The organism is Geofilum sp. OHC36d9, from assembly GCF_052400685.1.
Taxonomy (GTDB): Bacteria; Bacteroidota; Bacteroidia; order Bacteroidales; family Marinilabiliaceae; genus CAZHHH01.
In genome coordinates this window covers 285,810-308,064 of sequence record NZ_JBQTGJ010000001.1, presented here as the reverse complement: position 1 = coordinate 308,064, position 22,255 = coordinate 285,810, and the positions used below count along the sequence as shown (strand labels likewise).

The 22,255-nt window shown below is 42.0% G+C and carries 16 protein-coding genes; 7 read left to right on the top strand and 9 right to left on the bottom strand.

Annotated elements, in window-relative coordinates:
* Positions 1 to 36: 36 nt before the first annotated feature.
* The 3 genes from priA to ACT3CD_RS01150 all read left to right on the top strand — a co-directional run bounded on the left by priA (position 37) and on the right by ACT3CD_RS01150 (position 5,330).
* Positions 37 to 2,493: a replication restart helicase PriA gene (priA, locus tag ACT3CD_RS01160; protein ID WP_444642123.1), complete on the top strand. Its 2,457-nt coding sequence runs from the start codon at positions 37 to 39 to the stop codon at positions 2,491 to 2,493.
* Positions 2,494 to 3,258: 765 nt separating this feature from the next.
* Complete coding sequence (rpoN, locus tag ACT3CD_RS01155; protein ID WP_444642121.1) at positions 3,259 to 4,716, top strand: RNA polymerase factor sigma-54; 1,458 nt, start codon at positions 3,259 to 3,261, stop codon at positions 4,714 to 4,716.
* An 8-nt stretch (positions 4,717 to 4,724) separates the two neighbouring features.
* Complete coding sequence (locus ACT3CD_RS01150; RefSeq protein ID WP_444642120.1) at positions 4,725 to 5,330, top strand: PAP2 family protein; 606 nt, start codon at positions 4,725 to 4,727, stop codon at positions 5,328 to 5,330.
* A 35-nt stretch (positions 5,331 to 5,365) separates the two neighbouring features.
* On the opposite strand, the gene ACT3CD_RS01145 is transcribed toward ACT3CD_RS01150, so the two are convergent.
* The 8 genes from ACT3CD_RS01145 to ACT3CD_RS01110 all read right to left on the bottom strand — a co-directional run bounded on the left by ACT3CD_RS01145 (position 5,366) and on the right by ACT3CD_RS01110 (position 14,148).
* Positions 5,366 to 5,956: a transposase gene (locus tag ACT3CD_RS01145; protein WP_444642118.1), complete on the bottom strand. Its 591-nt coding sequence runs from the start codon at positions 5,954 to 5,956 to the stop codon at positions 5,366 to 5,368.
* Between the two features lie 57 nt (positions 5,957 to 6,013).
* Positions 6,014 to 7,138, bottom strand: coding sequence for a 4-phosphoerythronate dehydrogenase (locus tag ACT3CD_RS01140; RefSeq protein WP_444642116.1), 1,125 nt, complete (start codon positions 7,136 to 7,138; stop codon positions 6,014 to 6,016).
* A 506-nt stretch (positions 7,139 to 7,644) separates the two neighbouring features.
* Positions 7,645 to 9,030, bottom strand: a complete 1,386-nt coding sequence (locus ACT3CD_RS01135) for a CotH kinase family protein (protein ID WP_444642115.1) — start codon at positions 9,028 to 9,030, stop codon at positions 7,645 to 7,647.
* Positions 9,031 to 9,127: 97 nt separating this feature from the next.
* A complete protein-coding gene (locus ACT3CD_RS01130) occupies positions 9,128 to 9,844 on the bottom strand; it encodes a DUF2490 domain-containing protein (protein ID WP_444642114.1) in 717 nt (238 codons plus the stop codon).
* 18 nt (positions 9,845 to 9,862) lie between these two features.
* Positions 9,863 to 10,558 (bottom strand): DUF4956 domain-containing protein, encoded by a 696-nt coding sequence (locus ACT3CD_RS01125; RefSeq protein ID WP_444642113.1) that lies wholly within the window; start codon positions 10,556 to 10,558, stop codon positions 9,863 to 9,865.
* A 9-nt stretch (positions 10,559 to 10,567) separates the two neighbouring features.
* Positions 10,568 to 11,338: a polyphosphate polymerase domain-containing protein gene (locus tag ACT3CD_RS01120; protein WP_444642112.1), complete on the bottom strand. Its 771-nt coding sequence runs from the start codon at positions 11,336 to 11,338 to the stop codon at positions 10,568 to 10,570.
* Positions 11,339 to 11,865: 527 nt separating this feature from the next.
* Complete coding sequence (locus ACT3CD_RS01115) at positions 11,866 to 13,221, bottom strand: glycoside hydrolase family 28 protein (RefSeq protein ID WP_444642110.1); 1,356 nt, start codon at positions 13,219 to 13,221, stop codon at positions 11,866 to 11,868.
* 138 nt (positions 13,222 to 13,359) lie between these two features.
* Complete coding sequence (locus tag ACT3CD_RS01110; RefSeq protein WP_444642109.1) at positions 13,360 to 14,148, bottom strand: dienelactone hydrolase family protein; 789 nt, start codon at positions 14,146 to 14,148, stop codon at positions 13,360 to 13,362.
* Positions 14,149 to 14,868: 720 nt separating this feature from the next.
* Here ACT3CD_RS01110 and ACT3CD_RS01105 point away from each other — a divergent pair.
* From ACT3CD_RS01105 to ACT3CD_RS01090, 4 genes are all read left to right on the top strand, one after another.
* Positions 14,869 to 16,896 carry a transketolase family protein gene (locus ACT3CD_RS01105; RefSeq protein WP_444642107.1) on the top strand — a complete coding sequence of 676 codons (2,028 nt, stop codon included), beginning with the start codon at positions 14,869 to 14,871 and terminating at the stop codon, positions 16,894 to 16,896.
* Between the two features lie 457 nt (positions 16,897 to 17,353).
* Complete coding sequence (locus ACT3CD_RS01100; protein ID WP_444642105.1) at positions 17,354 to 18,442, top strand: SPOR domain-containing protein; 1,089 nt, start codon at positions 17,354 to 17,356, stop codon at positions 18,440 to 18,442.
* 4 nt (positions 18,443 to 18,446) lie between these two features.
* Complete coding sequence (locus ACT3CD_RS01095; RefSeq protein WP_444642103.1) at positions 18,447 to 19,517, top strand: glycosyltransferase; 1,071 nt, start codon at positions 18,447 to 18,449, stop codon at positions 19,515 to 19,517.
* 72 nt (positions 19,518 to 19,589) lie between these two features.
* The gene (locus ACT3CD_RS01090; RefSeq protein WP_444642102.1) at positions 19,590 to 21,098 is read left to right on the top strand and encodes a DNA recombination protein RmuC; all 1,509 of its coding nucleotides are present in this window, start codon (positions 19,590 to 19,592) and stop codon (positions 21,096 to 21,098) included.
* A gap of 58 nt (positions 21,099 to 21,156) precedes the next feature.
* Here the strand turns inward: ACT3CD_RS01090 and ACT3CD_RS01085 are convergent, their stop codons facing one another.
* Positions 21,157 to 22,245, bottom strand: coding sequence for a 3-oxoacyl-ACP synthase III family protein (locus ACT3CD_RS01085; RefSeq protein ID WP_444642100.1), 1,089 nt, complete (start codon positions 22,243 to 22,245; stop codon positions 21,157 to 21,159).
* Positions 22,246 to 22,255: the final 10 nt, after the last annotated feature.

Sequence of the window (22,255 nt, the reverse complement as noted above, 5' to 3'; positions counted from 1 at the left end):
GGAGTTTCAAGGCTTGTGCTGGTTAAAAAAAATTATATGTTTGCCGATATTATTTTACCTGTTCCTCTTCCACTATTATTCACTTATGAAATACCGTCTGAACTCAAAAATGAGGTTCAGACCGGTTGCCGCGTGGTGGTCTCCTTCGGGAAAAAAAGAATGCTATCGGGCGTGGTATTCAGTCTGCACAACAAAGCGCCCGAAGCCTACGAAACCAAACCCATTTTGTCGGTGCTCGATGATGCGCCGGTCATAACAACCGACCAATTACAACTGTGGCAGTGGATTGCCGACTATTACCAATGCACATTGGGCGAAGTGTACAAAGCCGCACTGCCATCGGGTCTCAAACTCGAAAGCGAAACACGCATTGCCTGCAATTCCGACTTTGAGGCCGAAAGCCCGCTATCAAATAAACAATCGGAAATACTCGATTTTCTTTCCGGTAAAAAACAGGCTTCCATACAGGAAATCAACGATGTTACCGGCCTCAAAAACAGCTACCCCATAGTAAAACAGCTCATTGAACTGGAAGCGGTATTCGTAAACGAACGCATACAACAATCCTATCGCCCCAAAAAAGAACCTTTTTTATCGCTTCACCCGGGCATTCATAACGAAAACGATTTACGCCTTCGGTTTGAACAACTGGAGCGGGCGCCCAAACAACTTCATTGTCTTATGACGTTTTTGCAGAAGTCCGGCGGCGTGGAGTCCGCATTAAAAGGAGGTGAAATAGCAAAAAAAGAATTACTGACAGCCAGCGACAGCAGCGCGGCTCCCATTGCCGAACTCATTAAAAAAGAGATATTACAGCAAAGCCAGCACGTGGTATCACGTCTCGACAATTGGGAGAACACGTTAAAAGATAAAAAACCGCTGTCGGACGAACAAAACACAGCGCTCAATGAAGTTAAGGAAGGGTTTAACGAAAACCGGCCGGTGTTACTTCACGGCGTGACCTCCAGCGGGAAAACTGAATTGTACATTCACCTCATCGACGACGCAATAAAACAAGGACGGCAGGCACTGTACCTGCTGCCTGAGATCGCCCTCACCACCCAAATCACCAGCCGTCTGAAAGCTCATTTTGGCGATAAACTGGGTATTTACCACTCCAAATTCAGCGATGCCGAACGGGTGGAAGTGTGGAACAACCTGCTTCAGCACAATGGCTACGAAGTGGTGTTAGGCGTCCGCTCGGCCATCTTCCTGCCATTCACCAATCTGGGGCTCATCATTGTGGATGAAGAACATGAAAGCTCCTTTAAACAATACGACCCGGCACCGCGCTACCACGCCCGTAATGTGGCGCTGGTGATGGCCCGGCAGTTCAATGCCAATGTACTGTTAGGCACCGCCACGCCGTCCATCGAAAGTTACTTCAATGCCCAAACGGGCAAATACAAGTTGGTGGAGCTGTCAACCCGCTACGAAGGCATTGAGCTCCCTGACATAGTGGTGGTTGATACCCGCGATGCCCGCCGCCGAAAAACCATGAAGGGCTTGTTCAGTCCGGCCCTGACAGAAGCCATGACTACGGCCCTCAATCGCAAGGAACAGGTGATACTGTTTCAAAACCGGCGCGGATTTGCACCCTATCTGGAATGCACCATGTGCGCACACATCCCCAAATGCCCCCACTGCGACGTGAGCCTCACCTACCATAAACATCTCAATCATCTGGTGTGCCATTACTGCGGTTACACAACCCCCACCTTCACCACGTGTCCCGCCTGCGGCAACCCATCGCTGGAACTGCGCGGATTTGGCACACAAAAAGTAGAAGAAGAAATACAACAATTGTTTCCCGAAGCTCGGGTGGCTCGTATGGATTTAGATACCACACGCAGCAAAAAAGGCTACGAAAATATCATTTCATCCTTCGAAAACGGAGAGATGGACATACTCGTTGGCACCCAGATGGTCACCAAAGGACTGGACTTTGACCGCGTCAGCCTGGTGGGCATTCTCAACGCCGACGGAATGCTTAACAATCCCGATTTCCGCGCTTTTGAACGCAGCTTCCAGATGATGGCACAGGTTAGTGGCCGTGCCGGACGCAAAAACCGCCGGGGCACCGTTGTTCTGCAAACATCCAACCCCGAACATCCGGTCATCGATTTTGTTAAACGCAACGACTTTGCCGCTTTCTACCAACAACAAATTGAGGAACGTCAGGCTTACAAATACCCGCCCTTTTACCGGCTGGTGCATCTGACCATCCGTCATAAAAATCAGAATGTGACCCACCAGGCTGCGGTAGCGCTGGGCAACGAATTACGAAAAGTCTTTGGCAGCCGCGTATTAGGACCTCAGATGCCACCCATCAATAAGATCCAGGATCTGTATCTGGAACGAATCATGCTCAAGATGGAACGCAAAGCATCGGTCACTAAATCGAAACAACTCATGCAAAACTGCATCAACACCATTCTGTCGCAACAACGATGGCGCTATGTGGCTGTTGCAGCCGATGTGGATCCGCTTTAAAATTTTGGTCGGCCGATAAAATCGGAAGATACATCTATGACTGCTGTTAGTACCAAAGAAATGCCACATTCATCCGTCGGTTAAAACCCCAACAGGTTTCTTTCCATACATTAATCCATTTTGATGAGTGTGTATTTATTTCTTCCCAAAAGGCAACATACAACAAACCCCTAAATTCCGTTTTATAAATTCACGTTACATATCGAGACATCAAACAGCCATTTTTTAACACAAAAAAGAACAAATTTCAATCACTTTTTAAATGGCCAAAAAAAGAGTCCTGATCCGTTCAAAAGAAAGTATCGATACTTTCAATAAAAAGTATTGATACTTTTAGGGAAAAGTATTGATACTTTCAGGCAAAAGTATTGATCCTTTTGGGCAAAAGTATCAATACTTTTTGCCCCCTCGTGAAAGCCCCGTAAACAAAGGCCTCCGAAAGGTCACTCAAACAACTTTTTAAAATTACGAATCGTATCAGGCAACTACATCAACACAATATCATGAATACAAAGAAAGATTCTTTTGAAAATAAAAAAAATTATTGATAGTAGCAAAACATCCTTTTTCATCCAACAAAACCGGTGCCTGCTAAAAACCCGACCTTAATGAAGGTGCCATAAATTTTGAATGACGTTGCGATTGCCTCCACCTTAAAAATTGACATTAAGGAATATTCCCACGTCTTAACCCCTCTCTTTTTTCCTAATTAGCGAAATTAAAGTATTTTTGTTGCAGGGATAAGGCATCAATACAAAATCACTTATGCTAAAACAGAGTCTACAACAAAAATTGCTTCAGAAACTATCGCCACTGCAAATACAGGTGATTAAGTTGTTGGAGATACCAACGTTTCAACTTGAGCAACGCATCAAGGAAGAAATGGAGGGTAACCCTGTTTTGGAATATGCCGACGAAAATAACGAGCGTACGGAATATGGCGACGAGGAACCTGAAGAACGTGAGCCCAAAGAAGAAAAAGATGAAATCTCGTTTGACGATTACATCAGTACCGACGACATCCCGGCATACAAATTACAGGCACGCAACTATTCCAAGGACGATAAGCAGGAAGACATTCCGTTTTCAAATGGCACCACATTTCATGAAAACCTCATTGCCCAGCTGGGACTGAGAATTCTCAACGAACGTCAACGCAACATTGCGGAATACATCATTGGGAATATTGATGAAGATGGCTATCTGCGCCGCGAAGTAGATGAGCTCATTGACGATCTGGCTTTTTCTCAAAACCTGGAGATCAGCGAACGCGAAGCACTTGAGATACTGGCAGTGGTGCAGGACTTTGACCCGCCGGGCGTAGGTGCCCGCGACCTGAAAGAATGTCTGTTGCTTCAACTGGCAAAAAAAGACCAGACAAATCCGGTTGTGGCCAATGCTTACCTGATTCTGAAACATCATTTCGAGGAATTCACACGTAAGCACTACGACAAAATAGCCCGCCGTCTGCATCTTGATGATGATGATCTGAAAGATGCCATGGACGAGATTCTTAAACTCAACCCCAAACCCGGTGGTTCGTACAGTAACCCCATGACCAAAGCCGTCCAGCTCATCATTCCCGATTTCATTCTGGAGGTGGAAGACGGCCAGTTTCAGTTAAGCCTGAACTCACGTAATATACCCGAGCTTCGCGTCAGTAACACCTACTCCACGATGCTCAGCGAATACCAGTCCAACAAAAAAAATCAAAGCCGCGAACAGAAAGATGCGGTGATGTTTGTCAAACAAAAACTGGACTCGGCAAAATGGTTTATCGATGCCATTAAACAACGACAAAACACCCTTATGACGGTGATGGAAGCCATCCTCAACTATCAAAAAGACTATTTTGTTGAAGGGGATGAAACCCGTATGCGCCCCATGATTTTAAAAGACATTGCCGACATCACCAACCTCGACATCTCAACCATTTCGAGGGTGTCGAACAGCAAATACATACAAACACATTTTGGCATCTTCCCTTTAAAATACTTCTTCTCCGAAGGACTACAAACCGATAGCGGCGAAGAGGTGAGTACCCGCGAAATAAAAAAGATACTGGAAGAGTGCATTTCCAATGAGGACAAACACAAACCGCTGACCGACGATCGATTGGCACAAATACTGAAAGAGAAATCATATAATATAGCCCGACGAACCGTTGCCAAATACAGGGAACAACTAAACATACCCGTTGCACGATTAAGAAAAGAACTTTAAATCATAACATGAAATCACTGAGCCGGATTATATCATTTCTGTTTCATCCAATGCTGATGCCACTGCTGGGCATTTTCATCATCTTTAATTCGGGGACGCATCTGTCATTCTTATCCTTCGACGCACAGCGGGTCATATATATCACGGTACTGCTTGCCACATTAATTCTGCCTGCATCGCTGTTGCCGTTGTTTTACCAGTTTCGCATCATACAAACGTTTAACATGCAGACGGCCCGCGAACGGCTTTTGCCTTTGGTCGTCACCGCCGTATTCAACTACCTGGGATTGGTTCTACTGCGAAAAATGGGATTATCGGGGGTCATCAATCATTTCTTATTCGCCTCACTGCTGGCAATAACGATATCGGCCATTATTACCACCTTTTGGAAAATCAGTCTTCACATGCTGGGCATAGGTGGCATCGTCGGTTTAATTATAGCCTTGTCAATCCGTTATAACCTCGATTTAACGCTTTATCTGATACTGCTGCTGATGGTTGCAGGTATCACCGCCTCGGCCCGTCTGGAACTGGGAGCCCATAAACCATCACAAATATATACCGGTTTTTTGCTGGGCGTTATCATTACAATCATCACCATTTTGTGGTATTGAATGATGGTTCACGATTTCAAATATCCCACATTCATTTATTCGATATAAAACGTATCATCATCCCATTTCGCGGGATTATTGGCAATATATTGGTCAATACGTTTGTATTCGGCATGGTTACGAATGATATGATCGTGAAAACGCGTTTGCCACCCAAAACCGTTATTTATTTTTCGCATTTCAAATGAACATCGTCCTTTGTACCATCGGATAATTCGCGATATATTTTCATGAATCATTGGATTTTTGTTTCCGGCAAAACCACCCGTTTTATTGGTCGGGGGCGGGGCCGGGGTTGGCACATCGGGTGGTGGGGTTGGCGAAACGGGTGGAACGTCGGTTGATACGTTCATTTTTTTATCAACAATTAAAATACCATGCACGTGATTGGGCATTACGACAAAACGACCCAATTCAATAAATGAAAAATGATTGGGGATTTCCATCCAATATTGTTGGGCCAATATACCCAATTCTGATGCAATTAATCTTTTCTGAACAATTGCGCCAAAATAATGCCGGCGATGCGCGGTGCAAATGGTTATAAAATAGGCCCCATTGGTGCCATAATCCCAATGTTGTAACCGGGCTGAAGGAATACGGTATTTATTGCGATATTTTTCCATCGCATTTCTGTTTGGAACAATATTATTTACAAGGCGTATGGCATCATCCTCATCACGTCAAACCAATTGAAACCCCAAATCCTTGAAAAGACGAAGCGCTGCGGCCGGATAATTATGTCGTGTTTCAACTTTCCACAACTGAAACTCACGCCTTACCGGATAACTGCCCCGTAACTGCTCGAATAAATCTGGTGTGCGCCGCAGTCGCTCCGAATCGTCAGCAATATCGTAGGTCTCAAGAATGGCCTGTGCAACCATCTGAAGAGGTGTATCAATACTATTGGGGGCCGGAATGGTGGTATTGTCGGGCATTGGCACGTGCGACGGCTGCCAGTTAACCGTTGGAAGATTCAGCTTTCGGCTGACCGCCTGCACCGCCATCGTACTGCCGTTGGCCTTTCCGTCGGCCGAATAACCGGCTATATGCGGCGTTCCAAACCATACACGACCGTGCAAAACGGGGTTAATATTCGGTTCATTCTCCCAAACATCAAGAACCAATCGGGAAATAATACCCTGCTCAAGACCATGAAGCAAGGCTTCGGTCTGCGTCACTTCGCCACGCGACGAGTTAATAACCACCGCCCCTTTCTTTAACAGCTTTACCGTCGATGAATCGAGCAAATGAAAAGATTTATCAGGCCCTGCCATATTCAATGGCGTATGAAAAGTGACAATATCAGATTGCTTTAGCAGATCGTGTAGTGGCGTAAATAGATCGGCCCCCTCGCGACGCGCCCGTGGCGGGTCATTCAACAACACCTTAAAACCTAAAGCACCTGCCAGTTGCGCGACCTTTGACCCAACCATCCCAACACCTACAATACCGAGCGTCGTATTAGCCGGATTGACCCCGTCCAATATAAGATGCGATAATATGGAAGCAATATATTGACGGACCGAGCCGGAGTTACATCCCGGGGCATTGGCCCACTCAATACCGGCACCCTCAAGCCATGTCGTATCCAGATGATCGGTACCTATCGTTGCTGTGGCCACCATCTGTACCGACGAACCGGACAATAATTCACCATTGCATTTGGTCCTGGTCCTGACCAACAACGCGTCGGCATCCTTAACATCTTCGGCCGTAATGGCTTTCCCTTCTTTATACACCACATCAGCATAGGGCTCCAAAGCCCCTTTGATATATAATATCTTATCGTCGGCAACAATTTTCATTTTCTTATTCCTTTAATGTGTTTATAAATTTTCCTTTTAATGGTCATATGAAACTCGCCGTATAAACATTTCCCTGTGTGAGAAATACTTTATCATGGTTCGCTTCATCTGTTTAAAAATCTGACGTTAACTATTATTTCCCGCCAAAAAATGACGGACGGTACCGGTTCTCAATATTTCAGTTGATGTCATCCCAGCCATTACGCATTAGCAGCATATTCGTCAGTCGTAAACGGCATGGTTTATACATTCAAAACCCGTAAAAGCGAAGTTCTTTATTTATCAGGAATAAAAGTAATAATTTGTTTACATACCGAAGCTAAAAATTCGCCTGACCTGGTCTTTTGCATAAAAAAACATAATGGGCGCCACCCATCATGTTTATAATATACCCGTTCAGGACTAATAAATTAATGAAGAACAATGGCAGCCCGAACAGTAATAAACAAAAGAGATTGGCTTGAAAAGCCAATCTCTTTTTCCCCCGGGTTGCTGATAATTATATTTTATTGCAGATATGAACTCACTGCATCGTTTCTCGATTGAACATGCGTTTTAAGCGTTTCGACCGCTGAGTCAAAATAACTGTCACGAGTAATATAGGTGTAACCAGACTCCTCAGCATAGGCATAATCTTTCAATAAATCGTAGTAGGCTGAATATTTACTAATCATCTCATCAGGGATGAACACTTCATCAATAAACTTCTGTAAATAAGACTCATAAACCTCATTGTACTCTGACTGATCAATAATGTATTTTATTAAAGGCCAGCTACTGCTCACTTCACTCATCGAAAGACTCAATGCACTGTTTTGTTTTCCGGTTTGGAAAGCCTCGTTATTATCCCACGGAATCCATGTAAGCTGACTGGTTTCGGGATTATTGTATAAAAAATAATTATGAGTCATATTACCATAGGTATCCCAGTTTTGGATGACTGTGTTAGCTGCCAGCCATTTTAAGAAAACATCAACATCAAACACAGCTTCGAGATTGGTTTTCCAGGTTTCAACATCGGACGTGCGCAGGGAGCTGTTAATAGTAGTGTACAAAGCTTTCACATCCGAATAATTGGCCGAATCCTCGTTGGTTTTCAAATAGAATTCATCGGTATCGTACGTTCCGCTGGCAAAGGAAGCCGCATCACCATCGGGTTTGTAAAGATTCCCGGAGGATTGCTCAAACTGCGTTTTATACACCGTATCATCTACTTCTTCAACCAATGTGTACACGCCATAATATTGCGGACCACTGCCATTGTCAATATACACCACACAGAATGCCGTTTGCGCCGAAGCCAGTCCAAACTGACGAAACAGATCAGCACCCACTTTTTCGCGCATTAGCGAGGCGTCGTCGTAGTTATTATTAAGATTCAGCTGTTTAAATCCGTAAAAACGCTGGTTTTTAATGGCCGGATAATCATCTTCAAACTCATCAAAATCGAGTTTAAAGGAAAGTTTGTTATTACCTGATTGATAAGCCGATTGCAGGCTTGAATTGCCTTTGTACCGAATACCCACGTGGTACCATTCGGTGTCGTTAAAGGTAAATGAACAGGGCACAAACAGAGGGTTGTCAAAGTCGAGAGACTGTCCGGGCCGACTACTGCCAGAACTAAAAATTGAAGCCAGATCTGATTGCATTTCCGACCAATCGTCGGGATCAATTGTAATATCGAAACGTAACACTTCGTTTTGGTTAAACACCACATCGTAATTGAGTTCAGCATTCTTACTGTGAGTGGCATCGTCCCAATCGGAATAATCAGCCGTATCAACAACCTCTTCTTCAGCCTCTTCCTCATCTAAAACGATATTTTCATCATCGCGACAAGCGCTAAACATCATAATAAAAATTGCCGTTGCTATCAAACTTATTCTTTTCATGAATTATAATTTGTTTGTTAATGTTACATGGAACTCGCCGGATAATCATTCATCTTTGTAAAAGACGGCTATCCTGCCCGTTTCACATCTTCAACTTCTAAAATTTAATTTTGTAACCAAGTGAAACTATATGCTTGTTCAGATACTCGGTATGATAATAATCTAATTTGTATGACAGGCCCAGATAATTATTTTTAAACAACTTATAATCAGCACCCGCCGAGAATCTCATTTTATACAGACCGCCGTCATTTCCCAGCTGTTGAAAAGCCTCCATGGCAATTTCGGGGGTCAGTTTGCTCTTTGGAATATTGTAGCCAAGCGACAATTTGTAGCGAAAAAATTCATCGTCCGACGCCCCATCATCCGCATCATTGGTATACCTAATTTTAAACCCGGCATCAAAACGACCCAATTCTTTTTCGGCTTTTGCCGATAAGCCAAATCGGTTGGAATACTCAGTATCCTTGCCCGTTCGTGGATTAACAGTATACCGGTAGGTTCCTTCAAGCGACAAAAATTTCAACGGTTTGTATGTTAATCCGCCCTCGAAAAGGTATTTATCGAAATCAAAACTATCGTCAAACCGAATTTCGGGAACAAAACTAACCTTCAGTTTTTTATTGAGTTTGTAGCTTAAATCAATCCCTGACCGGTATTCAAGTTCATTATTAACCTCCTGCGCCTGAACCTGCCGGGGTGCCAGAACAAACACCAACACAACAGCAATTCGCACAATTGATTTAACCATAGTAAAAGGATCTTTAAAAAGGTCGTAAAAGCAATTGACTTTATTTGACTGAAATCTTCTCATAAAAAGTGGAGTTTTGTGTTAATATTTTTCGTTCACATTGTAATAGAGAATGATATGGGCCACATCTTTAAGAAAATCAATCTTAACAATTTCAAAACGACTAATATTAATACCGGTACGCTCCTTTAAATCTGCCATTAAAACCGCTTCCTTTTGTAAATTCACATTTTCAATCTTTTCATAAATAAGCTTTATAGATGCCTCCTGTTTAAGCATCAACCGCTTTTCGAGCAGCCATAACCCAAACACAATAGCCGAGTTGGTAAAGATGAGCTCCACATAACTTACTTTCTTGTTGGCCAAAGCATTTATAACCGAGATGCCTATAACAATAAAAAGGTAGGTCATTTCTTTAATAGGAATGGCATCGGTTCGGTAGCGGATAATGCCAAAAATGGCGAAGAGACCAAGTGCAAACCCCAATTCGAGTTTAACGCTGTTAAGCAAAAAGCTCAATAGAAAAACAACGGTACCAACTGCTAAGAAGCTAAAATAAAAATCTTTTCTTCGGCTGTTACGCGCATACATAAAATGCACAACCAAAAAACTTACGAATAGATTTAATGCCAGTCGTACAACAAGTTCTGTAAAATCAGACACATTAATTATTTTAATGTCTAAAAAGCGCAGGTCTTCTGCCCAGTTGAGCAACGCCTCAAAATTGCCGTGAACTACATGCTGCGATGTATTGGCCACCATTTCCGTTATATTCATCTTTCTCAATTAATTGTTATACAATCCTGTTGTGTTTATTGTTTTTTCAATCTTCCTTACTTTATCCTTAAAAGCATTTCGTTTTAGAGAATAATCAGTAACGGTTCGACCGATGCAGTATTTGCTGAATCCTGAGGATTTGATTCGTTGATCACGCAACGCTCTGGCCAGCGATGATTCGGAGGAGCAACCATCCGCCTTAATTTCAACAATAACCAGGTTGTTAAGCGCAACCTGATGGTTGTCACTTTTAAAAGTCAGGTTAAAATCGATGGTACAACGCTCCTTAAAATTTCTGTTAACCAAGGTGATGCGCGAAAAATTATTGATGAGTGAGGGTCTTAAACTTTCAACCGTAAAAGGTGTGATGCCATGGATAAATGTGTCCTCAGCCTCATTGAAACGACGTTCTTCGAAATCGCTTGAGATGCGTTTTTTTATGGTTCGGCCCTTGTTACTTTTGAATTTCACCTCTAAAAAACTAATACCACTGGAAACATAGCTCCGTCGTCTTATTTTATACCGATTTAATTTACCGTTGTGGTGGGCTATGAACATACTGTTTACATCTGTGTCGTAATAAACGGTTTCGTAAGGCAACGCAACCTCGTTGTGCATATTTAAAATAAAATAATCTGCCTTAACCATTTCGAGCAACCGATGGAGCTCTTTTATATGAAACCAATATTTGGTGTCGGTGCGGTTCATTAGTTTCACCTTATCCATTTCTTCTAACGAAATAGGATCAAATAACTCGACTTCTTCAAATATTTTTGCCATCACTGTTATTTTAAAGTGTTTGAGGACCTGGCTAACTATATTCTTTCAAATAAGCGACCTGCATACTTAATTGCTCAATTCAAATACTTTTGTTTACTGACCAGAATTTATTCTTCTCATGGAATGAATTTTTATTATTCCAATGCTAAATTTCTGTTTTGTTATTAATACAAATGTATTTGTTCATCCTTCTTATATATTATATGATCGACAGTTGGGAAAATTTTATCGACAAACAAACAATGATCATCGTTTATCAGGACAACCCGAATAGAAGAGAGAGGTTAAACCACTGAGGCACTCGATAAAAAAGCGAAGCAATTATTTGATTTACAGTCATGTCGGCACCATAATACTGGTGCCCAACTTATAAAAACAGACATACTATGGCACATCACATTTGTATTGATTATGAGGTATCTCTTTAAACATTATGAATAAATGATAAAACTATTATCCAATAGAAAAGGCGCTACCGTTAAGCAGCGCCTTTTTGTCAAATTGAGTCAGAATCTCTGTCTTCCTGATTAGTTGATATTTACGCATTTCACATCTTCATGTACAAGCCAGTCACGGGCATCTGGCAATTCGGTAGTTATATTGCAATTAATGAAATCAACACGATCGGTATGCCTGATAAAAAAGCCATGTGCATTCGTGTTACCAAATTTGCTTCCTTCAGGGTATTTACCATCATACTCCATAACCGTTTGATTGGTGGTGCTAACTCCTCCTTTTAACTCAAAATTAAGATTTTCAAAGGTTACATTTTGGATATTGTGCCCCTTAATCCCGGTAATAATAGAGGGATATTGCATAGTAAAACCACTTCCCCTAATATTTTTAAAATGAACATTTGAGATGCTTCCAATTCGTGATTTTCTTCCCGGCACAGTTCTTTTTCTATCAGCCAAAAGCATAAAAATGGCTTGTCCTGTATTAGAAATAACACAATCGCTAAAGGTTATATTATCAATTACCGCCCCATCCATAGACTCAATAACCAGAGCCGAATTCTGATGTGCATTTTTCAGTGTTAAGCCAGAAACCTGAAAATTTATAAAGCTACCTAAGCCATCCGTTCCAAGCTTAAAACAATTACCGGCATTTACATTCAGCTTATCAATGGTGCAGTTGCGAACAACAACTTCTTTACAACCATACTCACTTCCGCTTTTAAAACAAATGCCATCGTCTTCAGATTTAATATCACAATCTTCTATTAACACGTTATGGCAATCAACAATATCAATCCCGTCGCGGTTTGGTGTCAATTCACCGGTGTGCACATTAATATTACGGATATTAACACTATCACATTCAATATACACCTGAGTCCAACAAGCCGGATTGACCATGGTAATATCCGAAACAGTAATATTCTTAGCCCCCACAAATGCGAGTATAGAAGGTCTGTCTTTCTCAGTTCCCAGCTCTTTAACATTCATCCAGGGATCGTAAAATCCCTGACCGTCAATTTTCCCTTTCCCGGTTATGCTAACATTTTTCACATGGTTCCCATAAATTAACCGACGTTGGCAATCCTGTAACATCCTATTGGGAAATTGAGTCTCGATTTTGTGACGAGGGTAAGCAGTGTCGCTGTCAGATTGAATTCCTAACAGGATCGCTGAGGAATCAACTTTTAAGGTCATATCACTCCCCAGCACTAATTGGCCGGTTAGAAAATTTCCTTGTGACAATAAAACGATGCCCCCTTTGCCTTTACATGCGTCAATGGCACTTTGAATGGCTATCTGATCGTTGGTTATCCCATCACCTTTTGCACCATAATCGTAAACATTATAGATGCCTGGCATTTGACCTGCCTGAGAACATTGAAGCAAGACGGGAATTAAAAAAATGAGAATGTATTTAGTCATTACTTTCACGTTTAAATTAAGAAAACGGCCCTTACCTTTGTTACATTACGCCTTTTAAGTGGCTTCGTAGTATAATTTTTTATTAGTGCTTGCAAGCACTATATAGAATTTTATTGATAAACAAGAATCAAAAAAATTTCAATTTTTCTTTTGTTTAAACAGCCATTTTAACAAGTCCGGTTCTGCAAAAGCAGAATCCCAGCTATTATGATTCGCATCAGGATATATGGTATATTTGGTTTTCGGGTTGACGTCATGCAATTTATCATACACATCAAGAGAGTATTTTAATGGAACTACATCATCCTTTGCGCCATGAAAAAACCAAATGGGCGTATTATAATATCTGTTAATGAAGTCAGGATTATGACCACCACAAATCACAACACCAGCGGTGTATTTCTCAGGCCAACGACATAAAAAATCGAGCACGCCTATTCCTCCCATTGAAAGTCCCATTATATATATCCGTTTTGTATCAACGATACCAGAATTAATGATATCGTCAACGAGCATATTTACCATTGCCGCAGGTTTGGTAGGCGCGTTGTAGAGCGGAAACTCAAATTTCCAGATACCTTCCTTTGTTTTTTCCTTGGTACGATGCGTCCACATTATATTCTCCGGGCATTGGGGAAATATGATCACCGCAGGCTCTTTCCTATTATTTTTGTTATTTTGAAAAAGTTCGGCCCCATGCACCAGTTGTTTCTCGTTATCGTTACCCCGCTCGCCTGCACCGTGAAGAAACAGAACTAACGGATAATGTTTGCCGGGTTTCATCTTTTCAGGATATTGAATTCTATATTTCAAAGTATCCCCATTTTGAACCATTTCTTTCTTCTCAAAAGATTTGTATTCCTGCCCACTTAACAACAAGTTAAATGAACAGCTAAACATCAGTACAATTACTAAAAATTTTCTCATCACATACAATATTTACAATGTACAGGTATCCGACAGACTCGGCCAATAATAGCACCCGCAATGAAAGATGACTCTCATGGCTCATCCCTGTTTCTTCTTTGCTTACAGCCAGATAAAACTGAACTTTATAGACAGATTTTTTTTAACATCATTAATAAAGCTATTAACTCCCGCCAAAAATAAATAGTCAAGACTTACAGATTAAAAAAGAATCCATTTTTTAACCAGCCATCAGCTGTATTTCATTTTTTCATTAAAAAATAAATAAAAAAGCCCCTGTCAGGGCTGTCTGAAAAGTATAACTTTTGCTTTATGGACAATCACTAAAAAGCAGATCTCACTTTTATCCTATCGAATTATGAAACTACAACACTTTAGCAAACCCAAGCCAAACGTTCTATTTTTTTCACAAACTCAATCAAAAATAAAAAAAACTACAATTATTATTCAAAAGATAATTACTTTCGCATAAAAGTAAAAAGTACTTTTAAAGTTATGACTCAAACCAAAAACAGTTAAGAAACAACAAAACAATCGCTGGCTTATTTTATTACAGTGCTTTAAATTGAGCTGTTCTGACCTGTTCCACACACAAAGTTGTAAATGTCATGACTTATAATCAGTTAGTTTTATGAGTTGCAAAAAAAATGTTTATTTTTGTTTCACATTAAAAACGACTTAGCAAAAATAAAATGTAAACCATATAAATCACCACGCAATATGAATAATGCAATATCAAAAAAGGCTGCAGATAACATTCGAATCCTGTCAGCGGCAATGGTCGAGAAGGCCAATTCAGGTCACCCCGGTGGGGCCATGGGCGGTGCTGACTTTGTGCACGTACTGTTTTCCGAATTTCTAAACTACGATCCACAGGATCGCAGCTGGGTAAACCGCGACCGCTTCTTTCTTGACCCCGGTCATATGTCTCCCATGCTTTATTCTATTTTAGCATTAACGGGAACCTATACCATGGACGAATTAGCCGGCTTCCGTCAGTGGGGAACGCCAACCCCCGGACACCCCGAAGTTGATTTTTCCCGCGGTATTGAAAACACTTCCGGACCTCTGGGACAAGGACACACCATGGCCGTTGGCGCCGCTATTACAGAGCGCTTCCTGGTTAATCGTTTTGGTTCATGGATGTCACACAATATATACACATTCATTTCGGATGGAGGCGTTCAGGAGGAGATATCACAGGGCGCTGGTCGTCTGGCCGGTCATTTAGGCCTTAGCAATATCATCATGTTTTATGATAGCAACGACATTCAGCTTTCAACAAAAACCAAGGCTGTAACCACCGAAGACACCGCCAAAAAATATGAAGCATGGGGCTGGGCTGTCAAAACCATCGACGGCAACAACCACGATGAAATTCGCGCAGCCATAAAAGAAGCACAGGCAGAAAAAAACAGACCTTTTCTGATTATCGGTAAAACCATCATGGGCAAAGGAGCTGTTAAGGAAGACGGCTCAAACTTCGAGCGTCAGGTAAGCACTCACGGTATGCCGCTCAGCCAGGCCGGCGCTTCGTTTGAAAAAACCATTGCCAATCTGGGTGGAGATCCAGCAGATCCGTTCCGTATTTTCCCGGAAGTAGCTGAACTTTACGCCAAAGCCAATGCCGAGAAGGCTAAATATGCGGCACAGAAAAAGGCTGAACAAAAAGCGTGGGAAGCTGAAAATCCTGAATTAGCAGCTAAATTCAAGACTTTCTTCTCCAAAGAAACTCCTAAATTTGATTTTGCAGCCGTCGAACAAAAAGCCAACAGTGCCACACGGGCTGCATCATCAACTGTATTGGCAGCATTTGCGGGTAAAGTTGAAAACATGATTGTGATGAGTGCCGACCTCGCCAATTCAGACAAAACAGATGGATTTCTTAAAAAAACAACAGCCTTCACTAAAAACGATTTCTCAGGCTCATTTTTACAGGCCGGAGTCACTGAACTAACCATGGCTGCCGTGGCAAACGGAATGGCCTTGCATGGTGGAGTCATCCCTGTTTGCGGTACATTCTTCGTTTTTAGCGATTATATGAAGCCAGCAGCTCGCATGGCAGCATTAATGGAACTACCTGTTAAATATGTGTGGACACACGACGCCTTTAGAGTTGGAGAGGACGGCCCAACTCACCAGCCCGTTGAACAGGAAGCCCAAATTCGTTTGCTGGAAAAATTAAAAAACCACAAAGGGGACAACAGCATGTTGGTGATACGTCCTGCCGACGCCGAAGAAACCACCGTGGCATGGCAAATGGCCTTGGAAAACACGACAACGCCAACGGCATTGATCTTATCACGTCAAAACATCACCAATTTGCCGGATAATGACTTTAAAAAATCACAACAGGCGAAAAAAGGCGCGTACATCGTAAGCAAAGATGCCGGTAAAATCGACATTCTTCTCGTTGCCAACGGTTCTGAAGTCGCAACTTTGATTGAAGGCGCACATTTACTTCGTCAGAAAAAGGGACTGAAAATTCAAATTGTCTCTGCGCCCTCAGAAGGCTTATTCCGGAACCAGCCCAAAGCCTATCAGGATGAAGTATTACTGCCGGGTGTACCTCGTTTTGGCCTCACCGCCGGATTGCCGGTAACCTTGCAGGGTCTGATTGGCGACAATGGCATAACGGTAGGTCTCGACCACTTTGGCTATTCAGCATCGTACAAAGTACTCGACCAAAAATTCGGATTCACAGGTGAAGCAGTCTTCGAAAAAGTTTGCGCGCTGTTGAAAAAATAACACAGTATTTTACAGATCAAAAAAAGCCCGGCAGATAATTTGTCGGGCTTTTTTATTCATCTTTCCCTCGGTTAAATACGAATATTAAACCATCGATCGGATAATAAACACAATGTAATCGATGCAGTCATCAAAGCAACTCATAACAAAAAACTTCTTTAACCCTCAAAAATAGCACCTGCCCGTTAAAATAAGCAGCTTAAGTTATAAAACCCCAAATCAAGGCTCTCGCAGTTCAAAAAAAAGCAAGAATACCGATGCAAATAACCATTTTGAGCACAAACAGAACGTAGAAACTGATCTCTATTGTCAAAATCGAATTAACAACACCCAGAAAAGTCCACAAAATCAAATAATCATCGTTATTTTTAACTTTCAATAAAAACTTTATATCTTTAACTATTCGTTTACAAACCCAATTTTGAGAGGCAACCTGCCGGAACTCAAACTCAATTCTATGGAAAAGTACTTACAGGAGTTAATCCGCAACAACAACCGTGTTATCATACCTGATTTTGGGGCTTTTATCGTATCACACGACAAAGGGCAACATATCCTTTTCAATAACTTTTTGAGTTTTAACGATGGCTTGCTGGTCAGTCATATTTGTGATGCTGAAGGCATCAATTCAGACAAGGCGTTGGTACGCATTCATGAATTTGTCGCCGAAATCAAAGAAACCCTGAAACAAAACGAACAATTTAAAATTGCAGGAATAGGCACATTAATACAAAAAGAAGGGACCACGCTAGCTTTTGAAGCAGAGATTCCGGAAAACGAAAAAGTGGAAATGAAGGAAGAATCACCCAAAGAGAATCAAGAATTAAAGACCAACATACCAACACCTGCTGTCAACATAAATGAAGCGGTAGAAAAACCCATTGATAAAAAAGAAGAAGAGTCGCTTTCGGCACAACAAACAACTTTAAATGAAGATGATTTGTTGGATCTTGACACATCAACAAAAAAAGCAGAAGTTAAACCGCCACATCAGACACCAATCAAAAAGAAGGAAACGCCAAAGCCGAAACCTAAAAAAGCACCCGATTTAACACCTCCCAAAAAAGAAAATACATCTGTTCCCGGATGGTTATGGGCTTTAATCATCATAGTCCTTTTGCTGGCAGGGATGTCTATACTCTACTTCTTTACGGGGGTTTCAGAACGTATATTCGGCACAGCAGAATCGAACACTGAAGTTTTAATACCACTTCCAACACCGACCGTAATGGAGCCGATCGATTCAACGGGCACAGCGACTAACTCAGGGTCCGAATCAAAACCTGAAAGCCCCAAAACGACTTCCGTTACCACACGTCAACACCACGTGATAGTGGCCAGTTTTAAAAACCAAAGCGGTGCCGAAACGTTAAAAGATCAGCTTATTAATAAAGGCTTTAAAAATGCTTCAGTAATTGAAAAAAATGGCCGTTATTTAGTAAGTGCCGAATGGCATCCCAGTGTAAGCGAGGCGCTTCGTCGTCAGGAAATTATTCTCAACAAATACCGTATGGAGAACTGGGTGTTATCAATCAACGCCAAATAAAATAATGCTCATAGCACTTTTGCTAACAAGCATTATTTATGCCACAGTAATTCTATGGCTGCGTTTTCATTGGCAAAAAAAAAGACCGGATAAACACCCATTAAGAAAGGCTCCGCTTCCCCGTATCTCGGTAATTATTGCGTTTCATAACGAAATCCAATCACTGCCAAACCTGATTAAACACCTGCAACAACAAAGTCTTTCAGCCGACCACTACGAAATAATCGCCGTTAACGACCATTCAACCGACGACGATTACCTTTGGCTCATAGAAAAAGCACAGGTACTCCAATCCGATGGTTATGGCAAGAAATCAGCTCTAAGAAAAGGCATCGAAGCAGCCACAGGCCAACTAATTGTGACCACCGATGCCGACTGTATCCCCTCGCCTTACTGGCTAGAGACCATTTTAAAAGAATACGCCGCAGAACCAACGGCCATGCTTTTAGGCCCTGTGATGCTAACCACGGGTAAAAACACTTTCTTTCACCTCTTCCAAAGAAATGATTTCCTGTCGCTTCAAATGAGTGGCGCAGCGATGGCAATGGCTGGCCATCCGGTATTTGGCAACGGGGCTAATCTCATTTTTGAGAAACAAGCCTGGACAAAAGTCGTTAATAAACAGGCAGGCCAGCATCTGGCCTCAGGTGATGATGTGTTTCTTCTTCATGCCTTTAAAAAGGAAGGTTATAAAATACGATTTCTACATAATAAAAAAGCGATGGTTTACACTGTACCCGTTGCCTCATGGCGTCACTTTTTCCGACAAAGGAAACGTTGGGGCGGCAAAAGTACCGCCTACACCGACCGCGACGCCATCCTTCTGGCCAGTCTTGTTTTTGTTGTAAATCTCCTGCTTTTCATTGCAACTATTCTATTGCCCCTACTGCCACTTTGGGGTGTACTGACTGCCTTTGTCCTTAAGTTAGTCAGCGATTACACCTTTCTAAAATCCGGCACCATTTTTTACGACACCCACCTTTCAATTCTGCCATTTATTCTATGTTCACTACTTTATCCCTTCTACATTATTTACACCGCATTAACCGGAGTTCTGCTACCTGAGAAATGGTGATCAAAAAAAAATCTATTCCGCGTACTTTCATTTTTCAGTATCTTCGAAAATCATTTTATAAATCAACACAACATGATTGAAACATTGCTAATAATACTGGTGGTTTTGTCGGCCATTCATCTGGTCCTTTTCCTGACAAAAAAAAACGAGAATAATTTAAACTCAAATTTGGAAAAGATAGATCAATCCGTACAAAATTTTAATAATTCACTGGACCGGACCGAGAAATCGATTCGCGATGAATTTCAACGTAACCGCACCGAAACAAACGAACTATCAAAAATTAACAGAGAAGAACTGACCAATTCGCTGGACGCCTTCAGCAAACAATTAGCAATTAATGTAAAAGAACTTAACGACAGTCTGAAGGCTAAATATGATGAAATGCGTCATCAACAGGCCGATTTCAGTAAGCAGACATTCGACAACAACAAAATAGCGCGTGAAGAGCAATCAGCGGCACTCACCACTTTCGAGACAAAATTCACCGAAAACATTAAAACCTTAAATGAATTATTACGTCAGAAATTCGGTGATTTTGCCATACAACAAAACGAAATTAACAAACAAACTACCGACAACGTCAAAGAGGTTAAAACGGCCGTTGAAAAACAACTTCAATTCATACGCGAAGATAACACCAAGCAGCTGGATGAAATGCGTCGTACAGTGGACGAAAAATTACAAAAGACCCTCAACGATAGGCTCAGTCAATCGTTCGAGACGGTAGGCAAACAGCTTCAAGCCGTGCAGGAAGGCCTGGGCGAAATGAAAAATCTGGCCAGCGATGTCGGGGGATTAAAAAAAGTTTTGAGTAATGTAAAAATGCGCGGTGGCATCGGAGAGATTCAGCTATCGATGCTGCTGGAACAGATTCTGGCACCCGACCAGTATCAGGCCAATGTTAAAACCAAAGCCGGCAGCTCTGATGTTGTGGAATTTGCCATAAAGCTGCCAGGTCGAGACGATGCGGGCACACCCGTCTGGCTGCCTGTGGATGCCAAATTCCCCAAAGATATTTATGAACAGCTTCAGGAAGCTTACGACGATGGTGATCAGTCAAAAATTTTGCTGGCACAGAAAAATCTCGAATCAACCATAAAAAAAATGGCCCGTGATATCAGCGACAAATATCTGGATCCGCCGGCTACTACCGATTTTGGCATCATGTTCCTGCCTTTTGAAGGCATTTACGCCGAGGTGGTGCGCAAAGCTGCACTGCTGGAAGATTTACAACGCAACTACAAAATCATTGTAACAGGCCCTACCACTCTGGCAGCCATCCTTAATAGCTTACAAATGGGATTCAAAACCCTGGCCATACAAAAACGCAGTAGTGAAGTCTGGCAAGTACTTGGCGCTGTGAAAAATGAATTTGAAAATTTCGGTGGTATGATGGATAAAGCACAGAAAAACATCCAAACCGGTCTCAATCAACTTGACGATGTAATGGGCAAACGCACCCGTGCCATACAACGCAAACTAAAAAGTGTGGAAGCACTCAGCAAAGCGGAAACACGTTCAGTTTTCCCTGAAATAAGCGGCAAAACAGGTTCGTTGGACGACGACGAAGATGAATAAGAATAAAAAAAGCTCATCCGATTTTTCGGATGAGCTCAAACTATCGTAAACAAATACCTTACGGCATTTTATACATAAAAGCATTAATATTCATTCCGGCGCCCACAGAAGTCATCATGAGGTTATCGCCCGATTTTACCGAATGCCCCTCCATCTTTCCTTTTACTAAAAGATCGAATAAGGTTGGTACCGTAGCCACGCTGCTGTTTCCCAAGGTACGAATGGTCATTGGCATCACACTTAAATCAGCCTCTTTCTGTCCGTACAAACGGAACAAACGTTTCAGGATGGCTTCATCCATCTTTGCATTAGCCTGGTGAATCAGCACCTTATTCACATCGCTCAACTCCATGTTGTTAGCAGTTAAACATTCCTTGGCCACTTCAGGCACGTAGGTCAACGCATAATTATAAAGCTTGCGACCCAACATCTTAAGATACATCTTCCCATCTTTCAAATCACGATTATATGAATCGCCCATAGTAAGCAAATCAATGTAATCAATAACATCGGTACGAATAGAATGTTTGAGCATCCCAACGGGGACATCACTCTCGCGTCCCTCAAGAACCACCGCTCCGGCGCCATCAGAAAAAATCATGGTATCGCGATCGTGCGGGTCTGAAGAACGACTAATGGTATCAGCTCCAATCACCAGCACACGTTTAGCATCGCCCGATTTGATATAATAATCGGCCTGAATCATGGCCTGAATCCAGCCTGGGCAACCAAAGGTAATATCATAAGCCACCGCTTTATGGTTTTTAATACCCAGCTTAAACTTCACCCTCGACGAAATCGTTGGCAACACATCAGGATAGTAAGTGCCTTGTTTCATATCGCCCAAATTGTGAGCCAAAATAATATAATCCAATGTTTCGGGATCACAATTGGCAGCTTTCAGAGCCTCTTTTGCAGCAAAGGTTGCCATATCAGAGGTCACATACTGAGGTTCAGCCACACGCCGCTCCACAATATCGGTAATATGTTCGAATTTTTTGACAATATCCTCACCAGGTGTTTCAATACGGCTACCGTCTTCATTCATGAACACGCTGTTAACAAAGGCTTCGTTTTTTACAACTACCGTCGGGATATAACTACCAGAACCGGCAATAACAGAATAAATGTTTTTTTTTGCACACATGCTTTCAAAT